Raw genomic sequence first — 26,728 nt, 5'->3', positions numbered from 1 at the left:
GGAGACGGCCGTCGACGCCCCCTTCGCCGCAAAGGAGACACGCACATGATCAAGATCGCTGTGGTGCTGGTCAGCACCCGGCCCGGCCGCCGCGGCGAGGCCGTCGCCGACTGGGTCCTCAAGCAGGCCGCCCAACGCGACGATGCCGGTTTCGCGCTGGTCGACCTCGCCGAGATCGGCCTGCCGGACCTGGACGAGCCCATGCCTCCGGCCAGCGGCCGCTACACCCGCGAGCACACCCGGTCGTGGGCCGCGACGGTCGCCGGGTACGACGGGTTCGTCTTCGTCACCCCCGAGTACAACCACTCCGCCCCCGGCACCCTGAAGAACGCCCTGGACCGGGTCTACGCCGAGTGGAACAACAAGGCGGCGGCGTTCGTGTCCTACGGCGTCGACGGGGGTGTCCGCGCCGTCGAGGCGTTGCGTCCGGTCCTGGGCGCCCTGCAGATCGCCGACGTCTCCGCGCAGGTCGCCTTGAGCATGCACACCGATTTCGTCGGCTTCACCGACTTCTCCCCCGGTGACCACCAGGCCGTCGCGCTCGCCAGGACCCTCGACCAGCTCGTCTCCTGGTCCACCGCTCTGGCCACGCTGCGCACCACGCCCTGACAGCGCACGCCGCCCCCGTCACGCCGATCACGACGCGCCCGCGGGGCGGTGGGCGGTGCCCGGCGGGCCGGATGGAGGGCGTCCGGTCAGGCGGAGGCCGGCCATCCCTCGGGGTTGGAGCACGATTCCCGGCTGATGCCCGAGCCGGTGTCGGGGTAGTCGCCGAAGCGCTCATTGTGCAGGCGGGCGAAGAAGTAGCACATGCGCTCGCATTCGGCGTCCAGCACCGCCATGTGCGGGTCGCGGGTCACGGCGGTGTAGAACTCCTCGCCCAGCGCGACGATGAAGCCGCGCGCATAGAGGAAGCCGTCATCGGAGCCGTCGGTCACGGCGTGGACGTCGGCGCGGTCGATGTCGTGCAGCAGCCGCTCGACCACGCGGTCCATGCGTGTCAGCTCCTCGGCCGGCAGGTCCCGGCCGGCGGCGGCCAGATTCTCCAGGAAGCCGCTCAGTGCCCCCTCGACAACCGACAGGGGCGGCTTCCCCCACAGCTCCTCACCGGCTGTCGGCGTGCGGTGCGCGAGGTCACGCCGTGCGCGGGCGACCTCGGCACCCAGGGGCTCCCATGCCGTCTCCAGCATCGCCCACAGGCGGGCCTCGTCGTCCATCGCTGCTCCTCCCTCGCACGGCCCGATGCCGTGGCCGGGCCCCTCTTCCGGCACCGTGCACTCAACCAGGCGCCACCGACATCCCCCGGCGGCGGGCGGGCCCGCGCCGCCACGCCGGGGGCGAGGGGCGCAACGCGGGTATCGGCTCCAAGGGGGCGGGGTCCGGCGGGTAGGGTTCGCGGGCAGCCGTTGGACGATCCGCGGGAGGCCGGGTGGCGAGGCCGCGCACGACCAGTGACGAGGCGGTCCTCGCGGCGGCGGCGCGTGCGCTCGGGCGGGTCGGGCCGGTCCGCCTGACGCTCGGCGCGGTCGCGGAGGAGGCCGGGCTCGCCCCGGCCACGCTCGTCCAGCGGTTCGGGTCCAAGCGCGGGCTGCTGCTGGCGCTCGCCGGGCGCGGCGCGCGGGACGCGCGGCTGCCGTTCGAGCGTGCCCGGCACGAGGGCGGGCCGCCGCTGGTGGTCCTGCACGCGGCGCTGGCGTCGATGACCGCGGGGGTGCGCGGGGCCGAGGAGATGGCCAACAACCTGGGCTTCCTGCAACTGGACGTGACGGACCCGGAGTTCCGCGCCCACGCCGCGTCGCATGCGCGGGCGGTGGAGGAGGAGGTCGCCGCGTTGCTGCGGGAGGCCGTCGCGGCGGGTGAGCTCGGCGCCGGCGCGGACGCGGCGCGGCTGGCGCGCTCGGTCCAGGTCGCCTACAACGGAGCGCTGATCTTGTGGGCGGTGCGGGCCGAGGGGGATCTCGTGGACGCACTGCGCGCCGATGTCGAGGCCGTCCTCGCACCCCACCGTGCCTGAGGAGGGCGGTCAGAGCGCTCCGGCGCGGGCCGCCGCCCAGGCGGCCGCGGCGGCGCGGTCGGCGGCGGGCCCGTCGAGCGGCTCGCCGCTGACGAACAGCCGGTAGTACAGGGGCGCGACCGCGATCCGGACGACCTCGGCCGCGTCGGTCCCGGCGGGCGCCTCGCCGCGCTCGATCGCGCGTTCCACGACCACCGCGGCCTGCTCGTGCCGCCGGGCGAGGAAGGCGCGCAGTGCCGCGGCGGCGTCCGGGCTGTGCGCCGCGGCCTCGACGAACGCACGGGTGAGGGGCCCCTGGGCGGGGTCGGTGAGGCCGCCGAGGACGAGGCGGGTGATCGCGCGCAGGTCCCCGGCGAGCGTGCCGGTGTCGGGCACCGGCCAGGGCTCGCCGGCCGCCAGGTCGAGGGCGTCGGCGATGAGGCCCCCGGGGCCGCCCCAGCGGCGGTAGACGGTCGTGCGGTGCACGCCGGAGCGGGCGGCGACGCCCTCGACGGTGAGCCCGCGGTGCCCGTGTTCGGCCAGCTCGGCGAGCGTGGCGTGCCGTACGGCGTCGCGGACGCGGGCGGTGCGCCCGCCGGGCCGGACGGTCCCGGGGCCCGTGGCGGTCACCGGCGGGTCCGGTGGCGTCGAGGTGGTCGCACGCGACGATCGTAACGCGACCGGTGTTGCGTTAGTCTCGCCGTCGCGCGGATAGGAGCACCTGGAGCGGGACGAGGGGGGACGATCCATGCCGCAGGGTTCACATGCCACGATCAAGGAGTTCAGGGTGGCGGGCGCGGAGGCCGGCCCGTACGGGATCACTGCGGGGCCCGACGGGGCGCTGTGGTTCACGCTGGTCCACGAGCGGCGGATCGGGCGGATGACGCCGGACGGCGGCCTCACCCTGCTGCCCCGTGCGCCCCTCGGCGACGGGCCGCTGATCATCACGGCGGGCCCGGACGGCGCGCTGTGGTTCACCGAGTTCCAGGGGCACCGGATCGGGCGGATGACCGTCGGCGGAGAGGTGGCGGAGTTCGCGGCGCCGGAGGGCTGCGGCCCGGCCGGGATCGCCGCGGGCCCCGATGGGAACCTGTGGTTCGCGCAGATGAACACCGGGCGCATCGGCCGGATCGGTGTCGGCGGCGAGGTCGGCGACTTCGCACTGCCCGGCCCCGCCGGGGCGCCGTCGATGATCACGGCGGGGCCCGACGGGGCGCTGTGGTTCACGCTCAACGGGGCGAACGCGGTCGGCCGGATCACCCCGGGCGGGGAGGCCGCCGTCCACGCGCTGCCCACCGAGGGCGCCGCGCCGGTCGGGATCACCACCGGCCCGGACGGGGCGCTGTGGTTCACCGAGATCGGCGCTGGCCAGATCGGGCGGATCACCACCGAGGGCAAGGTCACCGAGTTCCCGCTGCCCGATCCGGCCGCCCGGCCACACGCGATCGTCACGGGACCGGACGAGGCGCTGTGGTTCACCGAGTGGGGCACCGCGCATGTCGGGCGCATCACGCCGGAGGGCCGCATCGACGAGCACATCCTCCCGACGCGGGACTGCGAGCCGCACGGCATCGCCGTCGGCCCGGACGGCGCGTTGTGGGTGGCGCTGGAGACGGGCGCGCTGGCCAGGGTGGCGATCGGCTGAGCCCGCCGACAGGGTCCGGCCCGCGGCGGAGCATCCGGGTGCAGCGTGGACGCATGAAATCGACGACGCAGACAACTCCCCCTTCCCCGCCGGACCGCGTACCCGGCGGTGCACCCCTCCCAGTGCCGCGGCGCGGCCTCGGCCGCCCTGTGCGCCGGGATGTTCCTGGTCCTGCCGGACGTGACGATCGTCATGTCGCACTGCCGGGCAATGGCCGACGGCGGTGGCCCTGCTCGTCCCGGCGCGGGAAAACCGGTTGGCATGATCGCGGGGGTTCACTACAACGGACGGCATGCTCCGCAAGTACCCCCGGACCCGGCACATCGCCGGCTCCCGGCTGCAGCCGGGCGACCACGACCTGGCGGCGGTGCCGTTCGCGGCCGTCGCCGGGCGCCACCTGGTGGTGGAGGAGAAGCTGGACGGCGCCAACTGCGGCATCAGCTTCTCCGCCGAGGGCGCGCTGCGGCTGCAGAGCAGGGGCCACTACCTGACCGGCGGCCCGCGCGAGCGGCAGTTCGGGCCGCTCAAGGCGTGGGCGGCGTCGGTGCAGCACGTCCTGCGGGAACGGCTGGGCGACCGGTACGTGATGTACGGCGAGTGGCTGTATGCCAAGCACACCGTCTTCTACGACGCGCTCCCCCACTACTTCTGCGAGTTCGACGTCCTCGACCGGGCGGACGGGACGTTCCTGTCCACCGCGCGGCGCCGTGAGCTCCTGGACGGCACGCCCGTGGTCTCGGTGCCCGTCCTGCACGAGGGGCCCCTGCGCGAGGTGGAGGAGCTGACCGCGCTGGTGGGGCCGTCCACCTGCCGCACGCCCGGGTGGCGGGACGCGCTGCGGGAGGCCGCCGCGGCGGGCGGCGCCGATCCGGTCCGGGCCGCCGAGGAGAGCGACGCCTCCGACGAGATGGAGGGCCTCTACATCAAGGTGGAGCGGGACGGGGAGACCGTCGACCGCTTCAAGCGGGTCCGGCCGGGTTTCCTGACGGCGATCCTGGACGCCGGGACGCACTGGCAGGAGCGTCCGCTCATCGCCAACGGCCTCGCCGACCCGGAGGTGCTGTATGCGGGTGTTCGCTGACCTGTGCCCCGCGCCGCCGGGGTGGGAGGTGCCGTGGGCGGAGGTCCGCGAGGCGTTCGGGTGGGTCCGGGCGCTCGCGGGCGTGCCGCAGGACCCGGTCCACCATGGCGAGGGCGATGTCGAGGTCCACACCCGGATGGCGTGCGAGGCCCTGGCCTCGCTGCCGGGCTGGCGGGCCCGGCCGCCGGAGGAGCGCGTCCGGCTCTTCACGGCCGTCCTGATGCACGACATCGCCAAGCCGCACTGCACCCGGACCGGCGGCGACGGGCGGATCACCGCGCGCGGCCACTCGCGGGGCGGCGACCTGATGGTGCGGCGGATCCTGTGGGGGCTGGACGCGCCGGTCGCCTGGCGCGAGCACGTCGCGGCGCTGGTCCGCCACCACCAGGTGCCGTTCTGGGCGCTGGAGCGGCCCGACCTGCAGTAGATCGCGTTCCGCGCCAGCCTGCTGGCCCGCAACGACGACCTGGTGCTGCTGGCGACGGCCGACATCCTCGGGCGGGTCTGCTCCGACACCGAGGAGGTGCTGGAGAACATCGCGCTGTACCGCGAGTACTGCGCCGGGCAGCGGTGCCTGGACGCGCCGCGCGCGTTCCCCTCCGACCACGCCCGGTTCTGGTATTTCCGCAAGCCCGGCCGGGATCCCGACTACGCCGCCTACGACGACACGCACGTCACGGTGACCGTCCTGTCGGGGCTGCCGGGGGCGGGCAAGGACCACTGGATCGCCGCGAACCGCCCGGACGTGCCGGTGGTGAGCCTGGACCGCCTGCGTGCCGCGATGGGCGTCGCGCCGTCGGGCGACCAGCGCGCGGTGGCCGCCGCCGCGCACGAGCTGGCCCGGGAGCATCTGCGCGCCGACAGGCCGTTCGTGTGGAACGCCACGAACGTGTCGCGGCAGCTGCGCGAGCAGTGCACCGGCCTGATCGCCGCCTACCGGGGACGGGTCGAGGTCGTGGCGCTGGAGGCGCCGCCCCGGGTGCTGCGCGACCGCAACCGCGCGCGGGCGGCGCCCGTCCCGGACGCGGTCGTCGACCGCCTGGTGCGGCGCTGGGAGACGCCCGACCCGACCGAGGCCCACCGCGTCGACTGGCTCGCCACCGCCTGACCGTCCCCGGCCGGGCGCGGTCGGCGGCGGGCATCGTCGGGGCGGGCGCGGCCGGGACGTGGTCAGGGCGTGGTGAGGTGCTGCGGCGACACCGCGAGCCGCACGCCGAGGAGGCCGTAGGTGAGGGCCAGCCACGCGGCGCCGGCGATGGTCCCGCCGGTGTCGCCGAGCAGCGCCTGGGCGGGCAGCGCGGCGACGAGCCACAGCCCGCAGAGCAGGAACTGCCAGCGCAGGGATCCGCGGTAGCGGCCGGTCTTGGCGACCGCGGCGCCGAGGACGAGCATGCCCAGCATCGACAGCGGCCAGCACAGGTCGAACGGGATCGTCCAGGCCGGGGGGTCCTCGCGGTAGACGAGCGCGATCGGGCACCACGCCATCGCCGGGACGAGCAGGGCCATCTCCGCCAGGGGGATCGCGCGGCCCTTGCGCTCCCCCGTGCCGCGGGTGGCGTGGACCAGCGCCACCATGGGCAGGACGCCCAGCAGGAACAGCAGGCTGCCGACGATCTCCACCGTCACGATCTCGTCCTTGGCGTGGCCGGCGGCCACCGCGAGGCCGGCGACCCAGGCGAGGGTGCCGGCGGCGAGGGCCGCGCCGGTCAGCCGCGTCCGCGTCCGGAGCGGGTCGTCGGCGGCGGGCGGCCCGCCGGGGTGGACCGTGCTGGGGCGGATGTGCATCGTCATCGGTTCTCTCCCGAGGTCGTGGCGGCGCGGGGCGCGCCGCCGACGACCGCCACGGTCCCTTCCCGGTGTCCCGGGCGGCCAGGGATCGGGGGTGCCCGGCGTGCCCGGTTCGTGCCCTGTTTCCGGTGGTGACCGATGTCCCGGCGCTGCGGGACCCCGGTCACGGGCAGGCGGGACGGCGCGCGCGCGATGCTGGCAGGGTGGACAGCGCCCTTCCGGCGCCTCGGGCCGAGCGGTTCCTGAGGCCGCTCGCCTTCGTGCTGACCGCGCTGTGCCTGGCGGCGACGGCCGCCACCCTGTGGCTGGACGTGCTGGCCGGCGGACGGCGGCCGCCGTTGCCGCTGGACTATCCGCACTGGGGGTCGGCGCTGTCGGGGCTGCCGCTGGCGCTGGCCGGCGGCGCGCTGGCGACCCGGCTGCCGCGCCATCCGCTGACGTGGCTGATGCTGGCGGGCGGCACGGTCGCGGTGGCGGACGGCGCGGGCGCCGCGTACGCGTCGCTGTCGGTGCTGGCGCACGGCGGGGACCTGCCCGGGACGGCGGCGGCGGTGTTCGTCGGCGCCCGCTTCGGCCCGATGATCAACATGATCGTCCCGCTGACGCTGATGTTCTTCCCCGACGGCCGGCTGCCGTCGCGCCGGTGGCGGTGGCCCGCGGGCCTGGCCGTCACCGGGCAGGCGCTCGGCGCGATCGGGCTGCTGACGGTGCCGTGGCGGGTGTTCTCCGAGGGCGAGCCGTCGGCGCCCGGGCTGCGCGGCGTGCCGCTGGACCCGCTGACGCCGCCGCTGCCGGAGGGTTTCTGGCCGCTGACCTCCGGGGTGTTCTGGGCGACGTTCCTCGGCTCGTTCACGCTGGCGGTGGCGGCGTTCGCGGTGCGGTTCCGCCGTTCGGACCCGGTGCGGCGCGCCCAGCTGCGCTGGATGCTGCTGGCGCTGCTGGCCAACGTCGTGCTCATCGCGGGGACGACGCTGCTGGCGCGGCTGGTCCCGGAGGCGGTGTACTGGTGGGCCGGTGACATCTCGCTGGTGCTGATGCACGCGGCGGTCGCGGCGGCGGTGCTGGTGGCAGTGGCGCGGTACCGGCTCTACGACGTGGACCTGCTGCTCGGCTGGACGCTGCTGTACGCGGCGCTGGCCACGGCGGTCGTCGGCGTGGACGTCGCGGTGTTCGTCACCGCGGGCAGCGTCATCGACGAGCCGCTCGCCGCGGTCACCGGCGCGGGCGTGGTGGCCGTCCTGTACGCGCCGCTGCGGCTGCGGCTGCAGCGGTGGGTGAACCGGGTGCTGACCGGCCGCGGCGAGCCCTACGACGTGGTGTCGGCGCTGGCGCGGCGGCTGGAGGAGTCGGTCGGCCCGGACGAGCTGCTGCTGGAGGTGGCGCGGGTGATGGCCGTGTCGTTCCGGTCCCCGTACGTGCGGGTGGAGCTGGACCGCGCCGACGGCCGCACGGTCGTCGTCGAGCACGGCGAGCCGCGCGGTGACGTGGTGGTGCTGCCGTTCGGGTACCGGGGCGCGGCGATCGGGCGGCTGGCGCTGGTCCCGCGGGCGGGGGCGCGGCTGTCGGACGCCGACCAGCGGCTGCTGGCCGACGTGGTGCGGCAGGCGGCCGCGGCGGCGCGCGCGACCGCGCTGACCGAGGAGCTGCAGCGCAGCCGCGAGCAGCTGGTCACCGGCATCGCCGAGGAGCGCCGCCGGCTGCGCCGCGATCTGCACGACGGGCTCGGGCCGGCGCTGGCGGCCGCCGCGCTGAAGATCGAGGTGGCGCGCAACCTGGCGCCGCGCGACGGGGACGCCGCCGACGAGGCGCTGTGCTCGGTGCGCGGGGACCTGTCGGCGGTGCTGACCGACGTGCGGCGGCTGGTGCACGACCTGCGGCCGCCGTCGCTGGACCAGTTCGGGCTGGTGGGCGCGGTGGAGCAGCTCGCCGAGCGGTTCCAGGGCCGGTCGCTGCGGGTGACGATGCGCTGCGCGGGCGAGCTGGCGGCGCTGCCCGCGGCCGCCGAGGAGGCCGCGTACCGGATCGTCGGGGAGGCGCTGGCGAACGTGTCCCGGCACGCGGGCGCGGCGCGCTGCGAGGTCCGCCTGTCCGCCGGGGAGGACGTGCTGGAGGTCGAGGTCGCCGACGACGGGCGGGGTGTGCCGCCGGGTGCGCTGGTCGGCGTGGGGCTGGTGGGGATGCGCGAGCGGGCCGAGGAGCTCGGGGGGCACTGCGCGGTGTCGGCCCGGCCGGGGGGCGGCACCCGCGTCCGCGCCGTCCTGCCCTACGGGCCGCGCCCGGACGCGGCCGAGCCGCTCACCTTCGCCGGGAGCAACCCGTGACCGGCCCCGACGGCGCCGGGGACGGCCGGGACGGCGGCCCGGGGGGCGGTGCGGCGCCGCGGGTGCTGCTGGCCGACGACCACCCGATCTACCGGGACGGCCTGCGGATGATGCTGGACTCGACCGGCGCGGTGGAGGTCGTCGGCGCCGCGCCCGACGGCGTGGCGGCGGTCGAGCTGGCCGGTCGGCTGCGTCCCGACGTGGTGGTGATGGACCTGCGGATGCCCCGGCTGGACGGCGTCGGCGCCACCCGCCGGATCCTGGCCGCGCTGCCGGCGACGGCGGTGCTGGTCCTGACGATGCACGAGGACGACGAGAGCGTGTTCGCCTCGATGCTCGCCGGGGCCCGCGGCTACCTGCTCAAGGGCGCCGGGCAGGAGGAGATCCTGCGGGCGGTGTCGGCCGTCGCCGGCGGCGACGTGATCTTCGGGCCGGCGCTCGCGGGGCGGATCACCGAGTACTTCGCGCGGATCGCGGGGGCGCCGTCCGCCGCGCCCGTCCCCTTCCCCCAGCTGACCGGCCGGGAGCGGGAGGTGCTGGAGCTGATCGCGCTGGGCCTCGGCAACGCGCAGATCGCCGGGCGGCTCGGGCTGTCGCCCAAGACCGTCCGCAACAACGCCTCCACGGTGTTCGCGAAGCTGCAGGTCGCCGGGCGCGCGGAGGCGATCGCCCGGGCGCGCGACGCCGGTCTCGGCGGCTGAGCGGGACGCGGCGCCCACGTTTAGCCCCCGAGCAGGGGGAACGGCTTCACGCAGGCTTCGTGACGAGCATGTGGAGGGGGCCTGAGGTATGAGCACCGTGCGGCCGACAGACGAAGGCACGACGGGCGCCGGGACGGCGGGCGCGTCCAGGCAGGACGCCGGCGCGCAGATCCCGGGCCAGCGGGACCAGGCCGGCGCCGGGGAGCTGGTCAAGCAGGCGACACAGCAGGCCTCGGAGCTGATGCGCGCCGAGCTGCGGCTGGCCGTCGCCGAGCTCAAGGACAAGGGACGGCACGCCGGGACCGGCGCGGGCCTGTTCGGCGGCGCCGGGCTCGTCGCCCTGTACGGGGTGGGCGTGCTGCTCGCGGCGGCGGTCGCGGCGCTCGCGCTGGTGCTGCCGGTCTGGGCGTCCGCGCTGATCATCGGCGCGGTGCTGCTGGCGGTGGCCGGGGTGCTGGCGATGCTGGGCCGCAAGCAGACCTCGCAGGCGACGCCGCCCAAGCCGGAGATGGCGATGGACGAGGCACGCCAGACGGTCAGCGAGATCAAGGAGAGGGCGCACCGATGACCACCCAGGACAGGCACGGCGCCGACTCGGAGACCGAGGAGCTGAGGCAGGAGGTGGACCGGGCCCGCCAGGACCTCGGCGAGACCGTGGAGGCGCTCGCCGCCAAGGCGGACGTGAAGGCGGTGGCGAGGGAGAAGGCGGCCCAGGCCAGGACACGGGCCAGGGAGGCCGCCTCGTCGGCCCGGGACGCCGCGGCGTCCCCGCAGGGGAAGGCCACGGCGCGCAAGGGCGGCGCGGTGGTCGCGTCGGCGGGGTTGCTCGCGCTGGCGGTGGCGCTGGTGCGCCGCCGGCGCGCGGCGGCGCACCGGCACGGCGCGGGGTCCGGCCCGGACCGCGCGGCCGCGCTCCGCCGCCTGTCCAGGCCCGCGGGCGCGTCCAAGGCGGGTCGCGGGCCGAAGCCAGGTCGCGTGTCCAAGGTCGGCCGCGCGTCCAAGCCAGGTCCCGTGTCCAAGGCCGGCCGCGTGGTCGTCCTCGGCCGCGCGGCGAAGCGGGGCCGGAGGTCCAAGGCCGGCCGGGTGGCCGGTTTCGGCCGGGCCGCCAAGGCGAAGGCGCGTGGCCGCGGCCTCCGGTCGAGGCCGCCGCGGATCCGCCGCCCTTTCTGACCCCCTGGAAGGACGCTCCATGAGTACCCCTGCCGCGCCGACCGACCTGCCGCCCCTGTCGTGGGGGCAGGCCGCCAAACGCGCCGCCGTCGAGTTCAAGCGCGACAATCTCTCGGACTGGGCCGCGGCGCTCACCTACTACTCCGTGCTGTCGATCTTCCCGGCGATGCTGGTGGTGGTGTCGCTGGTCGGGCTCGGCGGCACCTCGGTGTCGCAGGATCTGATCGACAACCTGGGCGGCCTGGCGCCCGGGGCGGTGAAGGACGTGCTCGTCGGCGCCCTCACCCAGCTGCAGGGCAACCGGGGCGGCGCGGGCGTGGTCGCGCTGGCCGGCCTCGCCGCCGCGGTGTGGTCGGCGTCGGGGTACGTGGGCGCGTTCATGCGCGCGTCCAACGTCGTCTATGACATCCCCGAGGGCCGCCCGATCTGGAAGACCCTGCCGATCCGTGTCGGCGTCACGCTGGTGACGCTGGTGCTGCTGTCGGCGTCGGCGATCGCGGTGGTGGTGTCGGGGCCGCTGGCCCGCAAGGCCGGTGACCTGCTCGGCCTCGGCTCGGCGGCGGTCACCGCGTGGAACATCGCCAAGTGGCCGGTCCTACTGATCATCGTCAGCTTCCTGTTCGCGTTGCTGTACTGGGCCTCCCCCAACGCCAAGCGCGGGTTCCGCTGGGTCACGCCGGGCGGGGTCCTGGCGATCGTGCTGTGGCTGGTGGCGTCGGCGGTGTTCGCGCTGTACGTGGCGGGTTTCGCCTCCTACAACAAGACCTACGGCAGCCTCGCCGGGGTGATCGTGTTCCTGGTGTGGCTGTGGATCACCAATCTGGCGATCCTGCTGGGCGCGGAGATGAACGCCGAGCTGGAGCGCAGCCGCGCCATCGCCGCGGGCCGCGCGGGCGGCGAGCCGTATGTGGAGTTCCGCGACACCCGCGCCTTCGACGAGCAGGAGCGCCGCGAGGCCGGTCTGGACGACGAGACGGGAAGGGACGGCGGGGCGGCCGGGCGACAGGAGAAGGAAATTCCGGTGACGGGCCGGTCTCCGGGAAATCACGGGTCGCCCAATAGGGAACCTCGTGAATAGGATCACCATGTGCTGCGTCCCACGTATCCCATTGAGACCGAGCGGCTGACGCTGCGGCCGTTCCGTGAGGGCGACCTGGACGGTCTCTACGCCTACCAGTCCCTGCCCGAGGTGGCGCGTTTCCTGTACTGGGAGCCCCGGAACCTGGAGGAGTCGCGGTCCTTCCTCCAGCAGAAGATGGGCGCCTCGACCGTGGAGAAGGAGGGCGACTGGCTGGTCCTGGCGGTCGTGTGGCGCAAGACCGGCGCGCTGATCGGCGAGGTCAACCTCCAGTGGCGCAGCCGCGAGCACCGGCAGGGCGAGATCGGGTTCATCCTCAACCCCGGCTATCACGGCAAGGGGTTCGCCACCGAGGCCGCCGCGGCGGTGCTGCGGCTCGGTTTCGAGGGGCTGGGGCTGCACCGCGTGGTCGGGCGGCTGGACGGGCGCAACGCCGCGTCGGCGCGGGTGCTCAAGCGGCTCGGGATGCGGCGTGAGGCGCATCTGGTGCAGAACGAGCTGGTGAAGGGCGAGTGGACCGACGAGATCGTGTACGCGATGCTCCAGGAGGAGTGGAAGCGGCGCGACTAGGCGTCCGGTGGCCGCCGGGCGGCCTGCTCGTGCAGGGAGCGGGCGAGGTCGCGGACGTGGCCGCGCAGTTCCTCGGGCCGGTGGACGACGAACGGCCAGCCGAGCCCGGCCAGCATCCGCGCCATGCCGTCCAGCCGTTCGGCGCGGGTGGTCATGAGCACTCCCCCGCCGGTCTCGGTGAGCGTGGCGGTGGAGGCGGGGACGCGGCGGCGCGCCTCGTCCAGGGTGGTCTCCAGCAGCACCTGGACCTCGTGGGTGTAGGGCACGCCCGCCAGTGAGCGGGTGACGTGCTGGACGGGGTCGACGCCGCGGGGGACCTCGAAGGTGCCGGTGCCGGGTTCGGCGGACTCCACGCGGTCGACGCGGAAGGTGCGGGTCTCGCCGCTGCGGTGGTCGTGGCCCATGGCGTACCAGCGGCCGGAGTGGAACACCAGGCCGTAGGGGTCGAAGTCGCGTTCGGTGGCGTCGCCCTGCCATGACCGGTAGCGCAGCCGGACGCGGCGGCCCTCCCTGGCGGCGGCCGCCAGGGTCAGCAGCGCCTCGGTGGCGGGCGCGGCGGCGTCGCGGGCGGCGAGGGTGAACCCGAGGGTGTCCTGGAGGGCCTGGACCCGCGCGCGCAGCGAGGCGGGCAGGACGCGCTGCACCTTGGCCAGGGCGCTCTCGGTGGCCTGGCCGGGCAGTCCCATCCGCCGCCCGGCGAGCAGGCCGAGGACCACGGCGGTCGCCTCGTCGTCGGTGAGCATGAGCGGCGGCAGCTTGTAGCCGGGCATGAGCCGGTACCCGCCGTGGCGGCCGCGCTCGGCCACGACGGGGATGCCGAGGTCCTCCAGCCGCGCTGCGTAGCGGCGGACGGTCCGCCCGTCCACGCCGAGGCGCCGCGCCAGTTCCGCCCCGCCCATGCGGTGGTTGGCCTGCAGCAGTTCCAGCATGGTCAGGACGCGGGTGGTCGGGTGGGACGGATGTGGCACAGGTCACTCACTTAATCCGGGCGGTTTCTGTCCGGTATCGACCGTAGCGTGGGGTCGTAACCACGAGGAAGGACGCTGACATGGCGACGTTCGTACTGGTCCCCGGCCACTGGTTCGGCGGCTGGGTCTGGGACGAGGTGGCGGCCGTCCTGCGGGCGGCGGGGCACGAGGTGCACGCGGTGACGCTGCGGGGGGTCGCCGAGCGGGCGGGCGAGGCGGCGCCGGAGGTGGACGTCGACGCGCACGCCGCCGACATCCTCGCCGTGATCGAGGACGGCGGCCTGGACGAGGTGGTCCTGGTCGCGCACAGCGGCGGGAACATGGCGGCGACGACCGTGGCCGACCGGGCGCCCGGGCGGGTGGCGCGGGTCGTCTACGTCGACAGCGGCCCGATGCCCTCCGGGGCGATGCGTTTTTGCCAATCGCGGCAACGCGCATACGGTCTAGACGTCCTAATTAGGGCGTTTTGCGCAGATGGAGACTTGCAGATGGCGCTCGACATCCGCTGGCAGCATGACGTGTCCACCCTCCCGATCGACGAATACACCCGAGTGAGCATCGACAGGCGAGGGTCCGGTGTCTCGGTCGCCGACCAGCACGAGGATAACTTGGACTGCGCCGAGGTGCTTAACATCCTGCTCGGCGAGCGGTTCAACGACGGCGACCGCAAGGCCACGCTCGGAGCCAAAGAGCGGCCAAGGTGGCAGGCATACCTGGAGAAGGCGCGAGAGGGACGTAGCGGCGGGCTGATCGTCTGGGATGTGTCCCGAGCCTCCCGAGACCTTGGCATCGGATTCGAGCTGGTGAAGATCGTGCGCGACTACGGTCTCAAGGGGTTTCGAGTCATCAGCAGCAGCACGGAGAGGGTCTACGACCTCTCCAACGAGATGGACGCCAATGCCTTCCAGGATGAACTGGTGCGTGCCGAACGGCAGGCCCTCATGATCCAGGCCAGCGTGCGCCGCGCTATGCGGCGCAAGGTGCGGCGTGGTGAGATCACCGGCGGTACCCGCCGCCGATTCGGGTTCATCGACGTCTACGAGAACGAACATCACGAGGACGAGGCGGAGCTGATCCGCGAGGCCGACCGCCGGGTGCGGGCAGACGGCTTTGTGAGGAACGTCGTGAACGACTGGGCGGATCGGGGGATCGTCACACCCGAGATCATGTCGGGCGACGGCACGGAAGTCGTGTTCGAGGGCGGCCGAGAATATAACCACTCCAAGCTCAAGGCCGTGCTTCTGCGCTCGGTCAACGCCGGGTACGCCCGTTTTGAGAACGGCAAGCTCGTCGGTCGATTGCCTGGCAAAGCGATCCTGACCGAGGCGAACTACCTGGAGCTGAGGCAGGTGCTGGAGTCGCAGGCCCGAGGGCGCCCTGCGAAGAAGGTCTACCTGCTAACTGGGCCACACGTAGGGCTGCTGCGGTGCACTCGATGCAAGTCGCACATGTCGGGCAATGCCAACGGAACCGGGGTTAGTAAGGAGCGGCAGGACAGGGGGGTCAAGCTGCACAGCTACTACAAGTGCGCGTACAACCCGCACGCTCCCAAGCGGCGCGGCTGCCTCCAGTCAATCGACATGGTGAGTCTGGACGCGGTGATCACCGCTGCCGCCTGGGAGTGGTGGACCGATCCGGAACGGCTGGCCCGGGACACCGTCATCCACGCGGACGAGACCCGTGTGCGAGAGCTTGATCATAACCTTGCCTTGTTGCGGGGCCGTCATTCCCGCCTCGTCCTCGCGACGACCCCCGGCATAGAGCAGTCGCTTGCCGAGTTGGAGGCGAAGATCGCGGCGCTGGCCGCCCAGCGTGACGAGATGTCCTCCCCTTCGGTGATCAGGGCGAGCACGTTGCAGCAGATCACCGAACGCTGGAACGCCGGGTATGAGTCGAGGCGGCTCATGATTCATGAGGCGTATCGCAAGATAGAAGTTGAGCCCTACAGCCTGAAGAGGCAGGTCTACCGGTTCGACTCAAATAGGATAAAAGTCACATTCGCTGACGCCAACTGACACGGCATCAGGCCAAACGTGCCCTTGGAGGGCACGATGGGCCTGGCGAACTGACACTCCCCCCGACTCTGGTCAAGTAATTCTGTCGGAGCGGGGGGAGGCTGCGTCCGTTTTCGTCGTAGGGTTCCTGTAGTACTGATCTGAGCCGCGACGCCGCGCCCTCGACGCCGAGCCATGAGCGGATCCTCGTCACCATGACCAGAGGACGGCTATGCCCAGATGCTCGCCAGGAGTGAGGCTCCGGGACTCCCCGCTACTCCCGGCCCTTCTCAAGGCCGACGACCTGACCCCAGCGGCGCTCGCCCGTCGTGTGGCCCGCTACCTAAGGGTGATCAACTATCTCGCCACTGGAACGCGCCATCTCGCCGTCACCCGAAGTCTGACCACAAAGGTCAGCCGGGTCCCCAGAGCTCGAATATCCGGCCATTCTCATGCTCCTCGTAGCACCTGCAAGAACCGGAAGGGACCGGTCGGTGATCACGCAAGAGGTTCAGGCCGGTATCGACCGGCTGGTGTCGCAGCTCCGCGCGCAACCCGTCACGGAGCGCTCCGTGCTACTCCGCGAGCGTGCGCTACGTCGTGCGCTGGCTGGAAAGGCGGGTACGGGTGAGCCGGTGGATGGGGGCCACGCCCGCCGAGCGGCGGACGTGGGGCGAACTGCTCGCCGGGGTGATGCGGGCAAGTAGGGCCGGGGACGACGACGTAGCCGTGATCCTGCTCCGGGATCTCGGCCGCACCCTCGGAGCAGAAGCTCTGGTGGGGTCGCTGGAGTACCTCGCGGAGCGGGCCGCGACGCCGTGGCTTACCGACGCCACATCATCGGCGGACCAGGTGATCGGGGTCGTCGTTCAGGGTGCCGACGGCCGGGAACTCGACATCGAACAGGTGCCCTACCCGCTGCGCTGGTCGGCCCGGATGGTCGCCGCTGCCGCGAACCGTGACTCCGATACGCAGAGGGCGCTCATGCTGGCCGCGTTGGAGGACGGGCGGCTTGGGTCGTGCCTCGCGATCCTCGCGCAGATGGCCGCCGCCGTACCGGTGGAAGGTTCGCCGTGAGCGCGGCGCGGGACAAGGGCACCCGGGCGGAGAGCACCGTCGTTCACTATCTGCGGGACTATTTTCGGCCGTGGCTGCCGGACGTTGCTGCCCGGATCGGCCGCCACCCCCTGAACGGCGCGGTGGACCTGGGCGACATCCGCGGGGTGCCCTGCACGGTCCTCCAGGTGAAGAACACCAGGCGCCTGGACTTGGCCGCAGCGGTGGACGCCGCGCGCCTCCAGGCAGCCAACGCTGAGGACGACCTGTACGCCGCGTGGATCAAGCGCCGGGGCACCACCGACCCGGGCCGCTGGTACTTCGCCACGGACGGTGAAATCGGCGCACGGCTGCTGCACTGCTATGTCCTGCACCACGTGGGGCGGTGCGGTGATGGCGTCTGAGAGCGCCACCCTCTTCCAGGTGCCGGCGGGCTCACCGGTCCCCTTGGAGGAGCTCCCGGTGGATCCGCAGGGCGCCGCGCTGGCACGGTGGGTGGCCGAGCTGATCTATCAGCGCGGCATCACCGCGTCGCGGTCGCTGGCCCACCGGGTCGGCCCCTCGGCGCTGGGTACCGCGTGCGACCGCCAGCTCGCCTATGCCGCGTCGGGCACACCCCGGTTGAACTTCGAGGCCGACCCATGGGCGGCGCTGGTGGGCAACGCGATTCACACCTGGCAGGCCGAGCTGTTCCGCGCCCTGGACGCCGGAAGCGGCCGGTTCCTGGTCGAGTCCACGGTGACCTACCGGAACGTCAGCGGAACCGCGGACCTGTACGACCGGCGCGAGCGCATCGCGATCGACTGGAAGACCACGAAGAAGAACAAGATTCGCACCATCCGCCGCAGCGGGAAGGCACCGCAGAACTACGTGACGCAGCTCCAGACCTACGGGGCCGGGCTTGCCGCTGGTGGCGAGCGTCCAGAGCGGGTCGCGCTGGTATGGCTGCCAGTGGACGGCGGACTGGGCGACATCTTCGCCTGGGTCGCGCCGTTCGATCAGGCCATCGCCGACGCCGCCGTTGACCGGCTGGGGTCTCTGCGAGGACTGCCACCGCGGAGCGTCGCGGCGACGCCGTCACGGTTGTGCGCGTGGTGTGACTGGTATCAGCCGGGCGGTGGGCAGGGCTGCCCCGGTAATGGGGAGGAAGCCAGGTGACAGAGCGATCACACCAACCACTCGACCGAGCCGATGCCCGTGCCCTGACCGATCGGATCCAGGCGGCGGCGGAGCCGTGGCCGCTGCTCATCCGCGTCTACCGGGGCGACGCCTGGCGGGTGCTGGGCTACCGGACGTGGCGCGCGTACTGCGACAACGAGTTCAAGGCATCGCTGTTGTGGGTTCCCCGCTCGCAGCGGCCCGGCGTTGTGTTGTGGCTGGCTGGCGAGGGCATGAGCACGCGCGCTATCGCGGCGGCGATCGGCGTCGGCCGCACCACCATCGCCCGTGTCCTCAGCGGTTCGGAGCCATCGACGCCCCGGACGGGCCACCCTCACCAGGGGGCGTCAGCGGCCCAGGAAGCCCTTGACGCTGACCGGCCTGCCTGGTGCCGGGACCGAGTGTCATCCGCAACACCCGCCGACCAGGTCGTCCCCAACCTCGTTTCCAACCTGCGCGGCATGTGCCAGGTCATCGACGGCTACGAACTGGACCCGGCAACCGACCGTGAGCAGGCCGCCGCCTGGGGGCGTGATCTCTCCGCGTCCGTGGCGGTTCTACGCCGATTCACCTTCACCCTCAAGGAGTACAGCCGTGCCGAATGAGCAGCCGGTCAAGTCCACGAGACTGGAAAGCCTGCCCGTCTCCGCGCTCACCGTCGACGAGCAAGTCAACACACGCCGCCTCGACGGCGCGTGGGTCGACCGCCACGTGCCCGTCTACGATCCTGACGCCCTGGGCATCGTGTCGGTGTCCCGCCGGGCCGGGGGGCAGTGCGTGATCCTCGACGGACAGCACAGGGCCGAGCTGATGCGCCGGTCAGGCCATGCGGGCGATCCGGTGGAGTGCCGCGTCTACGAGGGCCTGACCGTCGCCCAAGAAGCCGCCCTGTTCCGCAAGCTGAACGACGCCAGGAAGGTGCAGCCGCTCGCGCTGTTCCTGGCCAGGCGCGCCGAAGGCGACGAGACCGCCCTTGCCATCACTGAGATCGCCGAGGCGTTCGGTTGGGAGATCTCCAACCGGCAGGCGTTCAACAACATCCTCGCCGTGGCAAGCCTCCAGCAGATCTACCAGGGCGGCCCCTCCCAGATCGGCGCGCGCAGCGGCAACGCTGAGGCGGTCTCGTTGGTCCTCCAGACCGTGACCCGGGCATGGGGTCACCGCCGCGATGCCGTACACGGCGATCTCCTCGCTGGCATCGGCCTGGTCTTCCTGCGCGACAGTCACCGCGTGGCTGCGGTGTCCCTCGCCGACCGCCTCGCCGGATATCCCGGCGGGCCGGGCGGCGTGCTCGGCGCGGGCCGGGGCGTGCGCAACCTCCAGGGCGGCACCGTCGCCGCCGGGGTCGCTGACACGGTGATCCGTCTCTACAACAAGTCCAAGCGCTCGGGGCGCCTGGACAAATGGGATTAGGGAGTCCCCATATGAGCGCAGATCCTTTCTCCGTCCCCCCGGGTGGAGGTTCCGGCCTCGATGAGCTCGTGGGCCGCTTGGTGATCTTCACCGACATCACCATCCGGGAGAACCAACCCAACCCCTTCAACGCGGGGCAGCACCGCGACGAGGCAGACGCCGCCCTGGTCGTCCTGGACGGGGACGGCAGCCGGGAGAAGAGCGGCATCTTCGGTACCCGTCTGGTGCGGCAGTGCAAGGCACGAGCCCAGTTCGGTTTCGCCTACGGGCGGCTCGCCAGCGTGAACGTCAACGGCAAGAACACCCTCGAACTGGTGGACCCCGGCCCCGCCGACACCGAGCGCGTCAAGGCGTGGATCACCGCCTACGCCCCGCACTACCTCGGCGGTTCCGTCCCCGCGCCGCCCGCCCCTGCCGCGCCCGCTACCCCGCCCGCCCCCCCAGCCACCAGCGCGACCCCTGCGTCCGCACCGGCCCCGGGTACCACGTGGCATCCGGGGGTGGCCGCGCCGCCACCCGCTGGCGGCTCAGCGCCGCCCGCCGACCCGCCCTTCTGATCCGCAGGATGGGCCGCCCCCTGCTTCGGCAGTGGGCGGCCCTTCGCATTCGCCCCGTACGAAGGGAAGATCACGCCTTGAACCAACGCCCTGCCTCCTCGCCGCGTCAGGCCGCCGCCGACGCCATCACCAACCAGTGGCACATCTTCCCCTGCCTGCCCAACGCCAAGGCGCCCGCGTGCACCCGAGGCGTGCGAGCGGCGACCAACGATCCCAGCGGCATCACCCGCCACTGGACCGACCACCCCGATCACAACGTTGGGGTCGCCTGTGGCCCGAGCCACCTGGTGGTCCTCGACCTGGACATGCCGAAACCCGGCCACGTCTGGGACGAGGGCTGGCTGATGCGACACGCATGGCAAACCCGCCAGGGGTGCGCGGTGGTGTCGGGCCTCAACGATGGCCTCGACGCCTTCGCCGCCATCGCCGAACAGCACGACCAGCCTTTCCCCTGGACCTACGCCGTGATGACTCCGCGCGGCGGCTGGCACCTGTACTACCGGCTCGCCCCCGGCCTGCGTGTCCGCAACTCCGCCAGCAAGCTCGCCCCCCTCGTGGATGTCCGCGCTGAAGGCGGCTACGTGCTGGCGGCCGGGAGCGTGGTCAACGGCCGTTCCTACCGGCGGATCAGCCTCACGTCCACGATCGAGCCGCTCCCCGCCTGGTTGTTCACCCTGTTGCGGGTGGAAACTCCGGCAATCCGCCGGCCGCTGCCGCCTTCCCGACCTGTCCCTGTCTCCGGCGCCGCCGACGCGGTGGCCGCCGCGTGCGAGCAGCTCGTACGCGCAGCCGAGGGCGAACGGCACACCGTGCTCACCACGGTCACGGCGAGCCTCGCCGCGCGGGGCGTGCTCGACGCCGATAGCGCCGTCCAGGTGCGGGCCGCTGCCCGCCAGGCCGGGCGCACCGACCGCGAAGTGGACGCGGCGATCTCCTCCGCGCTAGCCAAGTTCGGCGGTGACACGTGGGGGTTCTGATCGCGCCACCGCCACAGCCCACACGGCGCGGCTTCGCCGAACAGGTCCTCACCCTGGACGAACTGCGGGCGCTGCCCGGCCCCGAACCGCTCATCGAGGACACCATCGACCGCCGCACGGTCACCGTGCTCGCGGGACCGTGGGCGTCGGGCAAGAGCTTCCTCGCGCTCGACTGGTCGCTGTGCATCGCGTCGGGCAAGCCGTGGCAGGGCCGCCCGGTCCAGCACACCGGCACAGTGCTCTACATCGCCGCCGAAGGCGCCTACGGGCTCGCGGCCCGCATGGAGGCATGGTCGGCGGCGTGGCGGTGTGCGCTGCCCGAGGGGCTGCTGGTGTTCCCCAAGCCGGTCAACCTGACCAACTCCGTCGCCGTCGCCGAGGTCATCGCCTACGTGTGGGAGCACCGCGTCACGCTGGTGGTCATCGACACCCTGGCCCGCTGCATGTCCGGAGCGGACGAGAACAGCTCACGAGACATGGGCATCGCGATCGAGGCCCTATACGCGGTGCGGCACGCCACCGCCGAAGAGTCCGGCGCGGTGCTGGCGGTCCACCACACCGGCAAGGACCGGACCACCGTGCGGGGGTCAAGCGCGCTGGAGGCCGGAGCCGATTCGGTGTGGCAGGTCGAAGCGTCCACCGAATCCGCTCAGTTCAAGCTCGGGCGCACCAAGCGCAAGGACGGCCCGCGCGGACTGCCGCTGTCGCTCAAGCTGTCCGAACGTAGCGGGTCGTGCATCGTGGAGCACTCCCACGGGGGCATGGGAATGACCGGTTCCGAAGAGGTCATCCAGTCCCACTTCAACTCCCACTTCTCCGAGTACGGGCCCGTCGCGGTGTCGCTGCTGCGCACGGTCACCGGTTTGCCCGAGACCACCTTCTACCGGGCACTGAACAGCCTGGCCAGCAAGGGACTTGTCCGCCTGGAGAAGGACGGCCGTGGCCGTGTCGCCCAGTGGATCGGGGGCCGCAGCCCATGACCCCGACTCCCAGACTCCCACCAGATTCCCACTGCATTCCCACACTCCCGCCCACTCCCCACCCCTCTAGGGGTGGGGGGGTGGGAGCGGTGGGCGGAGATGGCCGCACGGCCAGCCGTGCCCGCTGGAGTGAAGTCGGCCCATGCCGAGCTTGCGACCTCCAGACGTTCGGCTGGCGCGCCGCCGATGGCCGCCCGCTGCATCCCGACTGCGACCTCGCCGCCACGCTGCTGTCCACCCACCCCGTCAACGAGCGGTGCCCGCACTGCGCGGCCCCTGTCGTCGAGGCGTGGATCAACGGACTGCTGTCCCGACTCGACGCGCGCCAGCTCGACGCCGGAGCGGCCCGCCGCGCCCTGCTCGATGGCCGCGAGGTGTTCGCCGTCGCCCCCGGCCCGCCGGTCCGGCTCGAACCGGTTGGCGTGCCCATCACGTTCCCCGCGGATCGGGTGTTCCTCGCCGGACACCACAAAGGAGGCACCCCATGAACACCTGCGAGTTCTGCCGTGCCGGCGCCCCGGTTCTCTCCGGACTTCCCACCTGCGAGCGCTGCTACAGCGAGGTCGCCGCCACGCTGTCTGGACTGTCCGAACTACTCGCCGGATTGCGAGCAGCCACCCCGCGCACGCTGGCCCGGCCCCCCCGCGAGATGAATGCCCCCGGCGGCTCGCGCGCCGGACCTTCATCACCTGCTCATGAGGCGCTGCTTGATCTGCGCGCGGAGCTGATAGCGACCGTGCGGACCTGGGCGGGGTTGGCGGGAGCCAACCCCGCCGCCCCGCCCGTGCGGACGCTGCTGGCGAACCTGGCCGTTGCGTTGGCTGTCGAGGGCGGTGCGTCGGCGGCGGGGCGGCTGTTGCACCTCACCGATACCGCCCGCCAGCGGCTCGATCCACCTGAGGTCATCCAGGTCCAAGACCGCTGCCCCGAGTGCGGTACCCGGGGTTTGGTCCGCTACGACACCGGCGGGCCGTGCTGGTGCTCCTACTGTTATGCCGAGATCTATCCGGCAGCCTGAGCAACTTGGCTCGGACCTGCCTGAGGTTTCGGGTCGGAAAGACCCGAAGTTCTTGCGTTGTCCGGGAGCTAGTAGGGGTCCTGGTGCCACCCCCCGCAGGCGCGGCATCAGGACCCCACACCCGCCGGACGTATTCGTCGTGCGGGCGGCTTCGTTGAGAGGTCAGCCGGACTCGGTTTCCCCCTCTTCGCCCGGGACGTCGGTGGACGACTCGCTGACCCTCTTGCGGTAGTCGATGTGCGTGGCGACCACCTGTTCGACCTCCGTGCGCACCGTGACCGCGACGAAGTCAATGAACTCGGCGGGGATGCCATGAACGTTCATGGCATCGTCGAACGCGTTCGCCATCACCTTGACCGCGACACGCAGAGCCTCGTCAGCGGGACGCATCACTATCTCGTCGTCTAGTTCCGGGAAAGCTGCTTCTTCCGCGTAGGCGGCGATCAGGGCGGCTCGCGTCTTCTTGACGCCGCGGTTCTCCAACTCGTCGTAGTAGGCCATCGCCACCACGCTGCTCATGCTGAGGATGCTCGCCTGGTAGCCCATCGGGCCGGGTCCGTTGCTCACTTGATCTCTCCGCGGCTTCTACGCACGTACTGGCGCACGATGTACAGCGTCATGGGATCCTGTCCGCGACGCAGCGTGGAGAGGATCTCGATTTCGGGTCTGAGGTACCGCAGGGGCCCGCCGGGTCTCTCCTGTCGAAAGGACAAGAAGCCAGCCTTCGCCCATCGGCCGAGCGAACGGGCATCCGCGCCGGACAGCAGGGCGGCGAAGTGAGCAGTCATCCAGCGACCAGAGGTGATGCCGTTGACCTCCGCCACCAGCCCGAGCGTCCGCATGGGGTAGCGCTCCGCCCGGCCACGGCCCGTGCCCTTCGTCGTCATCGGGGTGGCCCCACCGTGCGCAGCGCCGCCTTGACCTGTACTACCGCGTCGTTCGGCTTGTCGGCCTCACACATCCAGACACCGCCGCCCCAGGTGAACCACCAGCGGTCAGCGTCGTCCGGTCTGCGGCGGCACTCGATGGTCACGCCGCGAGCGCCTGCCTCCGCGTCCGCCCGCACCCGTAGCGATTCGATCCGTTCGGCAACGATCTTCTGTCCTCGCAGGAGGCTGGCTAACGTGTGCGTGAACTCCGCACCCTGCGAGACGTCCGGCTCAGCAAGGTCCGGGGTCGTGTCCATCTCCGCGTTCTTCGCAGCTTTGGCGTCCGAACCGGCCCCGCCTTCGCCGTTGCCCGTGCGTCCCCTCAAGTAGTCGCGCACGTTATACAGGGTCGGCGGCCCGTCCGCTCCGAGCGCGGCGAGCACCTTCATCTCCGGTTCCAGGTACCGTCGCGACGATCCTCCGGAGGTCTGGAAGACGGAGATGATGCCTTGGTCCTGCCAATACGCCAAGCTGTACAGCCGGATACCGGTCATTCTGCCCGCTTTGTTCGCCCCGACCCACGGGCCATCGACGGTAAGGTCGTTGACGATGGCCACCCTGCCGAGCTGCTTACGAGGAAAGGTAGAGTTCGCCGAAGTCATGCCGCTGATTCCCTTTCCATGTCGTTTCTGATCTGGTGTGCGGCTGCGCTTAAGTCGTTCGCCGGCCGGATGAGCTTGCCCGTGAGGATGTTGTAGAGCCACCACGCGCCGTCCTGGTTGTAGTGGCATCCGATTGTTACGGTCTGCCTTGGCGCGTCCACGCGGGTGACCACGAGGGCCAGCAACCCCCCGATGACGGTGAACGTCGTTAGCAGACCGGTCATGGGAGCGAACGCCTCAGCCAGCAGCACGAGGAACGTTTGCCGGTCGCCCTGCGGGATGGCGGTCATGGGACCCCGCCCTGCCTTCCCCTCGGCCGGAGGTGGCGGAACGCGGCGGCCCTCGGCACTGGCGCGTGACGGCCTTGCGTGCATCCCCATGGTCCGCTCACATCCTCGGGCAGGTCACTCTGTGGATCGCCTTCGCCGCTTCCACCGGGTCACCCTTGCCCGCCACGTCCTCCTCCCAGGACCAGACACCGCGGACGGAGTCGTCCTCGGTGACGCGTCGGACGCGGATGGTCTCGGCCAGCCGCGTCCCTCCGTGACCCACGACGTGGAGAAACGGGGCTCCGCTGCCGTACGGCTGCGTGATCGACGTGTTGAACTGGCCGAGCGCTTCGAGCGCTTCAACCACGGCCTCAAGCCACGTGATTTCCACGTCGTACGATCGCGCCACCTCTTGCTGTGGTGCGTCGGACCGATTCGCTGGCGGTGGGGCTTGTCTGGAAATGTCGATGCTCATGCGCAGCCCTCTGTCTTGTGCGGGGGACAGATTCCCAATCGGGACGAAGCAGGCCAACCGGGCGCGGTCTGGTGACCTTCTTTTTCACCACGGAGAGTTCCTTGCCGTCTCCGTGGTGGAATCGAGTAGAGCACTCTGGATGCTCGGTCTGCAAGCTCTCAAGACGAATCCCCGCTGTGAATCTTCGCAGGTGAGGACAGCATTGCGAATCGGGCGGGTCGATGCTTTCATATCGAATGAAAGCCCCCCGCGGAATGAGGGATGTGTATGTCAGAGACCCCAGCGGGCTCGACGGTGCCGCGTCGGCAGCTCGGGCGGGAACTCCGCGCGCTTCGGAATCTTGCCAAGCTCACGGTGAAGGCCGCCGCAGACGCCTTGGAGTGGTCCGAGGCGAAGATGTGGCGGATCGAGACCGGGCAAACGTCACTGCGCAGTCATGACGTTCAACTCATGTGTTCGGTCTACGGCGCTCCGACGGAGCTAGCCGAGGCCCTCATGGGGCTCGCCAAGGAAACGAAGGGGCGAGGATGGTGGCACGCCTACGGTGACGTCATCCCGGACGGCTTCGACTTGTACATCGGCCTGGAGGAGGCAACAAAAACCCTTGACGAATACTCAGCCGAGCTGGTGCCTGGCCTGTTTCAGACGGAGGACTACCATCGAGCCCTACTCAGAAAGAGCAGACCAGATCTTGAGATGGAGGAGATCGAGCGACGCGTTCAACTGCGAGCCCAGCGGCAAACCCTGGTCACTCGCCACGTCGCTCCGCCCACCCTCCGGACCGTTCTGAACGAAGCCGTGGCCCGCCGCCTCGTTGGCGGGCCGTCGGTCATGGCGGCCCAGCTCGACCGACTGGCCAAGGTGAACACCCTCCCCAACGTCTCCCTCCGGGTCCTCCCCTATTCGGCTGGCGAACACCAAGGACTCAACACCGGGCCGTTCATCCTCATGCGGTTCCCGGTCAGGGGAGACGGACGCAGCCACGAACCCCCCACTGTGTATGTGCAAGGCTTCACCGGGGCGCTCTACCTGGAGAAACCCCACGAGATCGACCGCTACGCCGCCGCGTTCGCGGAGATCCAGGACGACGCCCTGTCCGAGGAAGACAGCACGACCCTGCTCCAGCAGATTTCAAGGGAGATGAACGACGATGAGGGCTGACCTCGCTGCCGCCACCTGGCGAAAGAGCAGCCGAAGCAACGCCGAACAAGCGTGCGTCGAAGTGGCGCGGATGTCGAACGTCGTCGGTATCCGAGACAGCAAGCGACCTGAGGGAGGTCACCTCGCCCTTACCCCCGCCGCTTTCGGTGACCTGATCGCGTGGGTGAGAACGGGAGACGTGGACCTCTGATTGCGCCGTGGTGGCCCGGCGGGCGCCCCGCCGGGCCGTCGCGTGCTCGCGCCGGTCCGTAGACTGGGGATGCGCATCTCAGGAGGACCCGCACATGGGACGGCCCGCTACCGGCACCGACGACCCTCGACGCTTCCGCTACCCCGAGACCCACTGGAAGGCAGTCCAGGACAAGGCCGCTGCCGACCAGCGCACCGCGAGCGAGGTCATCCGTATCTTTCTCGACGCCTACCGATCCGGGACGCTCGGCGTGCTGCCCGATGGGCGGCTCTGGCTGAGCGGCGGCGACCGCGGATGACGGCGAAGTCGGGCCGTGCCGGCTCCGGGTCCGCACGGCCCGGCCCGGCCCGGCGGCCCAGCGCGCATCACCGGCTGGTCACCGCGCGGGAGATCGAAGCCGTACACCGCATTCCCCGGGGCACCCTAAAGAGCTGGGTGGCTCGTAGGCACCTCCGACCGTTCGCCAAGCAAGGCCGGACCCACCTGTTCCGGGAGTCGGACGTGCTGCGTTGTGAGCGCGACCGTGCCGCGACTTGCGGGCCGGGCGGAGGTGCAACCATTATGGATCTAGATTCGGGCGCATAGCGTCCGCTGAAGGGCTCGGGCTCCCCGCGGATCACGGGGAGCCCGAGCC

Annotated in this window: 33 protein-coding genes and 1 pseudogene; 25 read left to right on the top strand and 9 right to left on the bottom strand. The window is 71.8% G+C overall.

The window, feature by feature from the left end; translation table 11 throughout:
* Positions 1 to 45 precede the first annotated feature (45 nt).
* On the top strand, positions 46 to 609 hold the full coding sequence (locus AGRA3207_RS01165) for an NADPH-dependent FMN reductase (protein ID WP_231332683.1): 564 nt from the start codon (positions 46 to 48) through the stop codon (positions 607 to 609).
* 86 nt (positions 610 to 695) lie between these two features.
* Here AGRA3207_RS01165 and AGRA3207_RS01160 read toward each other — a convergent pair whose 3' ends face one another.
* Complete coding sequence (locus tag AGRA3207_RS01160) at positions 696 to 1,217, bottom strand: DUF4240 domain-containing protein (protein ID WP_231332682.1); 522 nt, start codon at positions 1,215 to 1,217, stop codon at positions 696 to 698.
* Between the two features lie 212 nt (positions 1,218 to 1,429).
* On the opposite strand from AGRA3207_RS01160, the gene AGRA3207_RS01155 reads away from it, so the two are divergent.
* The gene (locus AGRA3207_RS01155; protein WP_231332681.1) at positions 1,430 to 2,014 is read left to right on the top strand and encodes a TetR/AcrR family transcriptional regulator; all 585 of its coding nucleotides are present in this window, start codon (positions 1,430 to 1,432) and stop codon (positions 2,012 to 2,014) included.
* 9 nt (positions 2,015 to 2,023) lie between these two features.
* Here AGRA3207_RS01155 and AGRA3207_RS01150 read toward each other — a convergent pair whose 3' ends face one another.
* Positions 2,024 to 2,623, bottom strand: coding sequence for a TetR/AcrR family transcriptional regulator (locus tag AGRA3207_RS01150; protein WP_231332680.1), 600 nt, complete (start codon positions 2,621 to 2,623; stop codon positions 2,024 to 2,026).
* Positions 2,624 to 2,741: 118 nt separating this feature from the next.
* On the opposite strand from AGRA3207_RS01150, the gene AGRA3207_RS01145 reads away from it, so the two are divergent.
* The 3 genes and pseudogenes from AGRA3207_RS01145 (at position 2,742) to AGRA3207_RS01135 (ending at position 5,827) form a co-directional block, all read left to right on the top strand.
* On the top strand, positions 2,742 to 3,638 hold the full coding sequence (locus AGRA3207_RS01145) for a Vgb family protein (protein WP_231332679.1): 897 nt from the start codon (positions 2,742 to 2,744) through the stop codon (positions 3,636 to 3,638).
* 292 nt (positions 3,639 to 3,930) lie between these two features.
* Positions 3,931 to 4,719, top strand: coding sequence for an RNA ligase family protein (locus AGRA3207_RS01140; RefSeq protein ID WP_231332678.1), 789 nt, complete (start codon positions 3,931 to 3,933; stop codon positions 4,717 to 4,719).
* A pseudogene (locus AGRA3207_RS01135) lies at positions 4,703 to 5,827 on the top strand (AAA family ATPase). The gene AGRA3207_RS01140 and the pseudogene AGRA3207_RS01135 overlap by 17 nt, the downstream one beginning before the upstream one ends.
* Before the next feature lie 62 nt (positions 5,828 to 5,889).
* Here AGRA3207_RS01135 and AGRA3207_RS01130 read toward each other — a convergent pair.
* On the bottom strand, positions 5,890 to 6,510 hold the full coding sequence (locus AGRA3207_RS01130; protein ID WP_231332677.1) for a hypothetical protein: 621 nt from the start codon (positions 6,508 to 6,510) through the stop codon (positions 5,890 to 5,892).
* Between the two features lie 128 nt (positions 6,511 to 6,638).
* On the opposite strand from AGRA3207_RS01130, the gene AGRA3207_RS01125 reads away from it, so the two are divergent.
* The 6 genes from AGRA3207_RS01125 to AGRA3207_RS01100 all read left to right on the top strand — a co-directional run bounded on the left by AGRA3207_RS01125 (position 6,639) and on the right by AGRA3207_RS01100 (position 12,347).
* Positions 6,639 to 8,828, top strand: coding sequence for a sensor histidine kinase (locus AGRA3207_RS01125; RefSeq protein WP_231332676.1), 2,190 nt, complete (start codon positions 6,639 to 6,641; stop codon positions 8,826 to 8,828).
* Positions 8,825 to 9,529: a response regulator transcription factor gene (locus tag AGRA3207_RS01120; protein ID WP_338028251.1), complete on the top strand. Its 705-nt coding sequence runs from the start codon at positions 8,825 to 8,827 to the stop codon at positions 9,527 to 9,529. The genes AGRA3207_RS01125 and AGRA3207_RS01120 overlap by 4 nt, the downstream gene beginning before the upstream one ends.
* 88 nt (positions 9,530 to 9,617) lie before the next feature.
* Positions 9,618 to 10,097, top strand: coding sequence for a phage holin family protein (locus tag AGRA3207_RS01115; protein WP_231332675.1), 480 nt, complete (start codon positions 9,618 to 9,620; stop codon positions 10,095 to 10,097).
* The gene (locus AGRA3207_RS01110) at positions 10,094 to 10,699 is read left to right on the top strand and encodes a DUF3618 domain-containing protein (protein ID WP_231332674.1); all 606 of its coding nucleotides are present in this window, start codon (positions 10,094 to 10,096) and stop codon (positions 10,697 to 10,699) included. Before AGRA3207_RS01115 ends, AGRA3207_RS01110 begins: the two co-directional genes overlap by 4 nt.
* Before the next feature lie 19 nt (positions 10,700 to 10,718).
* The gene (locus AGRA3207_RS01105) at positions 10,719 to 11,777 is read left to right on the top strand and encodes a YihY/virulence factor BrkB family protein (protein ID WP_231332673.1); all 1,059 of its coding nucleotides are present in this window, start codon (positions 10,719 to 10,721) and stop codon (positions 11,775 to 11,777) included.
* A gap of 9 nt (positions 11,778 to 11,786) precedes the next feature.
* On the top strand, positions 11,787 to 12,347 hold the full coding sequence (locus AGRA3207_RS01100) for a GNAT family N-acetyltransferase (RefSeq protein ID WP_231332672.1): 561 nt from the start codon (positions 11,787 to 11,789) through the stop codon (positions 12,345 to 12,347).
* On the opposite strand, the gene AGRA3207_RS01095 is transcribed toward AGRA3207_RS01100, so the two are convergent.
* On the bottom strand, positions 12,344 to 13,315 hold the full coding sequence (locus AGRA3207_RS01095; RefSeq protein WP_231332671.1) for a helix-turn-helix transcriptional regulator: 972 nt from the start codon (positions 13,313 to 13,315) through the stop codon (positions 12,344 to 12,346). The two genes, AGRA3207_RS01100 and AGRA3207_RS01095, sit on opposite strands and share 4 nt — an antisense overlap.
* Positions 13,316 to 13,395: 80 nt before the next feature.
* Between AGRA3207_RS01095 and AGRA3207_RS01090 the strand changes: the two genes are divergently transcribed.
* The 11 genes from AGRA3207_RS01090 to AGRA3207_RS01040 all read left to right on the top strand — a co-directional run bounded on the left by AGRA3207_RS01090 (position 13,396) and on the right by AGRA3207_RS01040 (position 22,468).
* Entirely contained in the window at positions 13,396 to 15,330 is a 1,935-nt protein-coding gene (locus AGRA3207_RS01090; RefSeq protein ID WP_231332670.1) for an alpha/beta fold hydrolase, read from the top strand.
* A gap of 567 nt (positions 15,331 to 15,897) precedes the next feature.
* Entirely contained in the window at positions 15,898 to 16,386 is a 489-nt protein-coding gene (locus AGRA3207_RS01085) for a hypothetical protein (RefSeq protein ID WP_231332669.1), read from the top strand.
* Complete coding sequence (locus AGRA3207_RS01080) at positions 16,383 to 16,769, top strand: hypothetical protein (protein WP_231332668.1); 387 nt, start codon at positions 16,383 to 16,385, stop codon at positions 16,767 to 16,769. The genes AGRA3207_RS01085 and AGRA3207_RS01080 overlap by 4 nt, the downstream gene beginning before the upstream one ends.
* Before the next feature lie 58 nt (positions 16,770 to 16,827).
* Positions 16,828 to 17,523, top strand: coding sequence for a PD-(D/E)XK nuclease family protein (locus AGRA3207_RS01075; RefSeq protein WP_231332667.1), 696 nt, complete (start codon positions 16,828 to 16,830; stop codon positions 17,521 to 17,523).
* On the top strand, positions 17,520 to 18,128 hold the full coding sequence (locus AGRA3207_RS01070; protein ID WP_231332666.1) for a hypothetical protein: 609 nt from the start codon (positions 17,520 to 17,522) through the stop codon (positions 18,126 to 18,128). The genes AGRA3207_RS01075 and AGRA3207_RS01070 overlap by 4 nt, the downstream gene beginning before the upstream one ends.
* A complete protein-coding gene (locus AGRA3207_RS01065; protein WP_231332665.1) occupies positions 18,118 to 18,936 on the top strand; it encodes a DUF6551 family protein in 819 nt (272 codons plus the stop codon). Before AGRA3207_RS01070 ends, AGRA3207_RS01065 begins: the two co-directional genes overlap by 11 nt.
* Before the next feature lie 11 nt (positions 18,937 to 18,947).
* Positions 18,948 to 19,493 (top strand): hypothetical protein, encoded by a 546-nt coding sequence (locus AGRA3207_RS01060; protein WP_231332664.1) that lies wholly within the window; start codon positions 18,948 to 18,950, stop codon positions 19,491 to 19,493.
* Positions 19,494 to 19,501: 8 nt separating this feature from the next.
* Positions 19,502 to 20,470, top strand: coding sequence for a bifunctional DNA primase/polymerase (locus AGRA3207_RS01055; RefSeq protein ID WP_231332663.1), 969 nt, complete (start codon positions 19,502 to 19,504; stop codon positions 20,468 to 20,470).
* Positions 20,458 to 21,450 (top strand): AAA family ATPase, encoded by a 993-nt coding sequence (locus AGRA3207_RS01050; protein ID WP_231332662.1) that lies wholly within the window; start codon positions 20,458 to 20,460, stop codon positions 21,448 to 21,450. Before AGRA3207_RS01055 ends, AGRA3207_RS01050 begins: the two co-directional genes overlap by 13 nt.
* A gap of 89 nt (positions 21,451 to 21,539) precedes the next feature.
* Positions 21,540 to 21,938, top strand: coding sequence for a hypothetical protein (locus tag AGRA3207_RS01045; RefSeq protein WP_231332661.1), 399 nt, complete (start codon positions 21,540 to 21,542; stop codon positions 21,936 to 21,938).
* The gene (locus tag AGRA3207_RS01040; RefSeq protein ID WP_231332660.1) at positions 21,935 to 22,468 is read left to right on the top strand and encodes a hypothetical protein; all 534 of its coding nucleotides are present in this window, start codon (positions 21,935 to 21,937) and stop codon (positions 22,466 to 22,468) included. Before AGRA3207_RS01045 ends, AGRA3207_RS01040 begins: the two co-directional genes overlap by 4 nt.
* A 162-nt stretch (positions 22,469 to 22,630) precedes the next feature.
* Here AGRA3207_RS01040 and AGRA3207_RS01035 read toward each other — a convergent pair whose 3' ends face one another.
* From AGRA3207_RS01035 to AGRA3207_RS01015, 5 genes are all read right to left on the bottom strand, one after another.
* Positions 22,631 to 23,035: a hypothetical protein gene (locus tag AGRA3207_RS01035; RefSeq protein ID WP_231332659.1), complete on the bottom strand. Its 405-nt coding sequence runs from the start codon at positions 23,033 to 23,035 to the stop codon at positions 22,631 to 22,633.
* Positions 23,032 to 23,355 carry a hypothetical protein gene (locus AGRA3207_RS01030; protein WP_231332658.1) on the bottom strand — a complete coding sequence of 108 codons (324 nt, stop codon included), beginning with the start codon at positions 23,353 to 23,355 and terminating at the stop codon, positions 23,032 to 23,034. The genes AGRA3207_RS01035 and AGRA3207_RS01030 overlap by 4 nt, the downstream gene beginning before the upstream one ends.
* A complete protein-coding gene (locus AGRA3207_RS01025; RefSeq protein WP_231332657.1) occupies positions 23,352 to 23,954 on the bottom strand; it encodes a hypothetical protein in 603 nt (200 codons plus the stop codon). The genes AGRA3207_RS01030 and AGRA3207_RS01025 overlap by 4 nt, the downstream gene beginning before the upstream one ends.
* A 41-nt stretch (positions 23,955 to 23,995) precedes the next feature.
* Positions 23,996 to 24,289, bottom strand: coding sequence for a hypothetical protein (locus AGRA3207_RS01020; protein ID WP_231332656.1), 294 nt, complete (start codon positions 24,287 to 24,289; stop codon positions 23,996 to 23,998).
* Between the two features lie 97 nt (positions 24,290 to 24,386).
* Positions 24,387 to 24,743 (bottom strand): hypothetical protein, encoded by a 357-nt coding sequence (locus AGRA3207_RS01015; RefSeq protein ID WP_231332655.1) that lies wholly within the window; start codon positions 24,741 to 24,743, stop codon positions 24,387 to 24,389.
* Positions 24,744 to 25,010: 267 nt separating this feature from the next.
* On the opposite strand from AGRA3207_RS01015, the gene AGRA3207_RS01010 reads away from it, so the two are divergent.
* The 3 genes from AGRA3207_RS01010 to AGRA3207_RS01000 all read left to right on the top strand — a co-directional run bounded on the left by AGRA3207_RS01010 (position 25,011) and on the right by AGRA3207_RS01000 (position 26,392).
* Entirely contained in the window at positions 25,011 to 25,904 is an 894-nt protein-coding gene (locus tag AGRA3207_RS01010) for a helix-turn-helix domain-containing protein (protein WP_231332654.1), read from the top strand.
* Positions 25,894 to 26,094 (top strand): DUF397 domain-containing protein, encoded by a 201-nt coding sequence (locus AGRA3207_RS01005; protein WP_231332653.1) that lies wholly within the window; start codon positions 25,894 to 25,896, stop codon positions 26,092 to 26,094. Before AGRA3207_RS01010 ends, AGRA3207_RS01005 begins: the two co-directional genes overlap by 11 nt.
* 94 nt (positions 26,095 to 26,188) lie before the next feature.
* Positions 26,189 to 26,392: a hypothetical protein gene (locus tag AGRA3207_RS01000; protein ID WP_231332652.1), complete on the top strand. Its 204-nt coding sequence runs from the start codon at positions 26,189 to 26,191 to the stop codon at positions 26,390 to 26,392.
* The last annotated feature ends 336 nt before the right edge of the window (positions 26,393 to 26,728 follow it).

It is taken from the genome of Actinomadura graeca, assembly GCF_019175365.1.
GTDB classification, from domain to species: domain Bacteria; phylum Actinomycetota; class Actinomycetes; order Streptosporangiales; family Streptosporangiaceae; genus Spirillospora; species Spirillospora graeca.
This window is presented reverse-complemented; position numbering and strand designations above follow the sequence as displayed.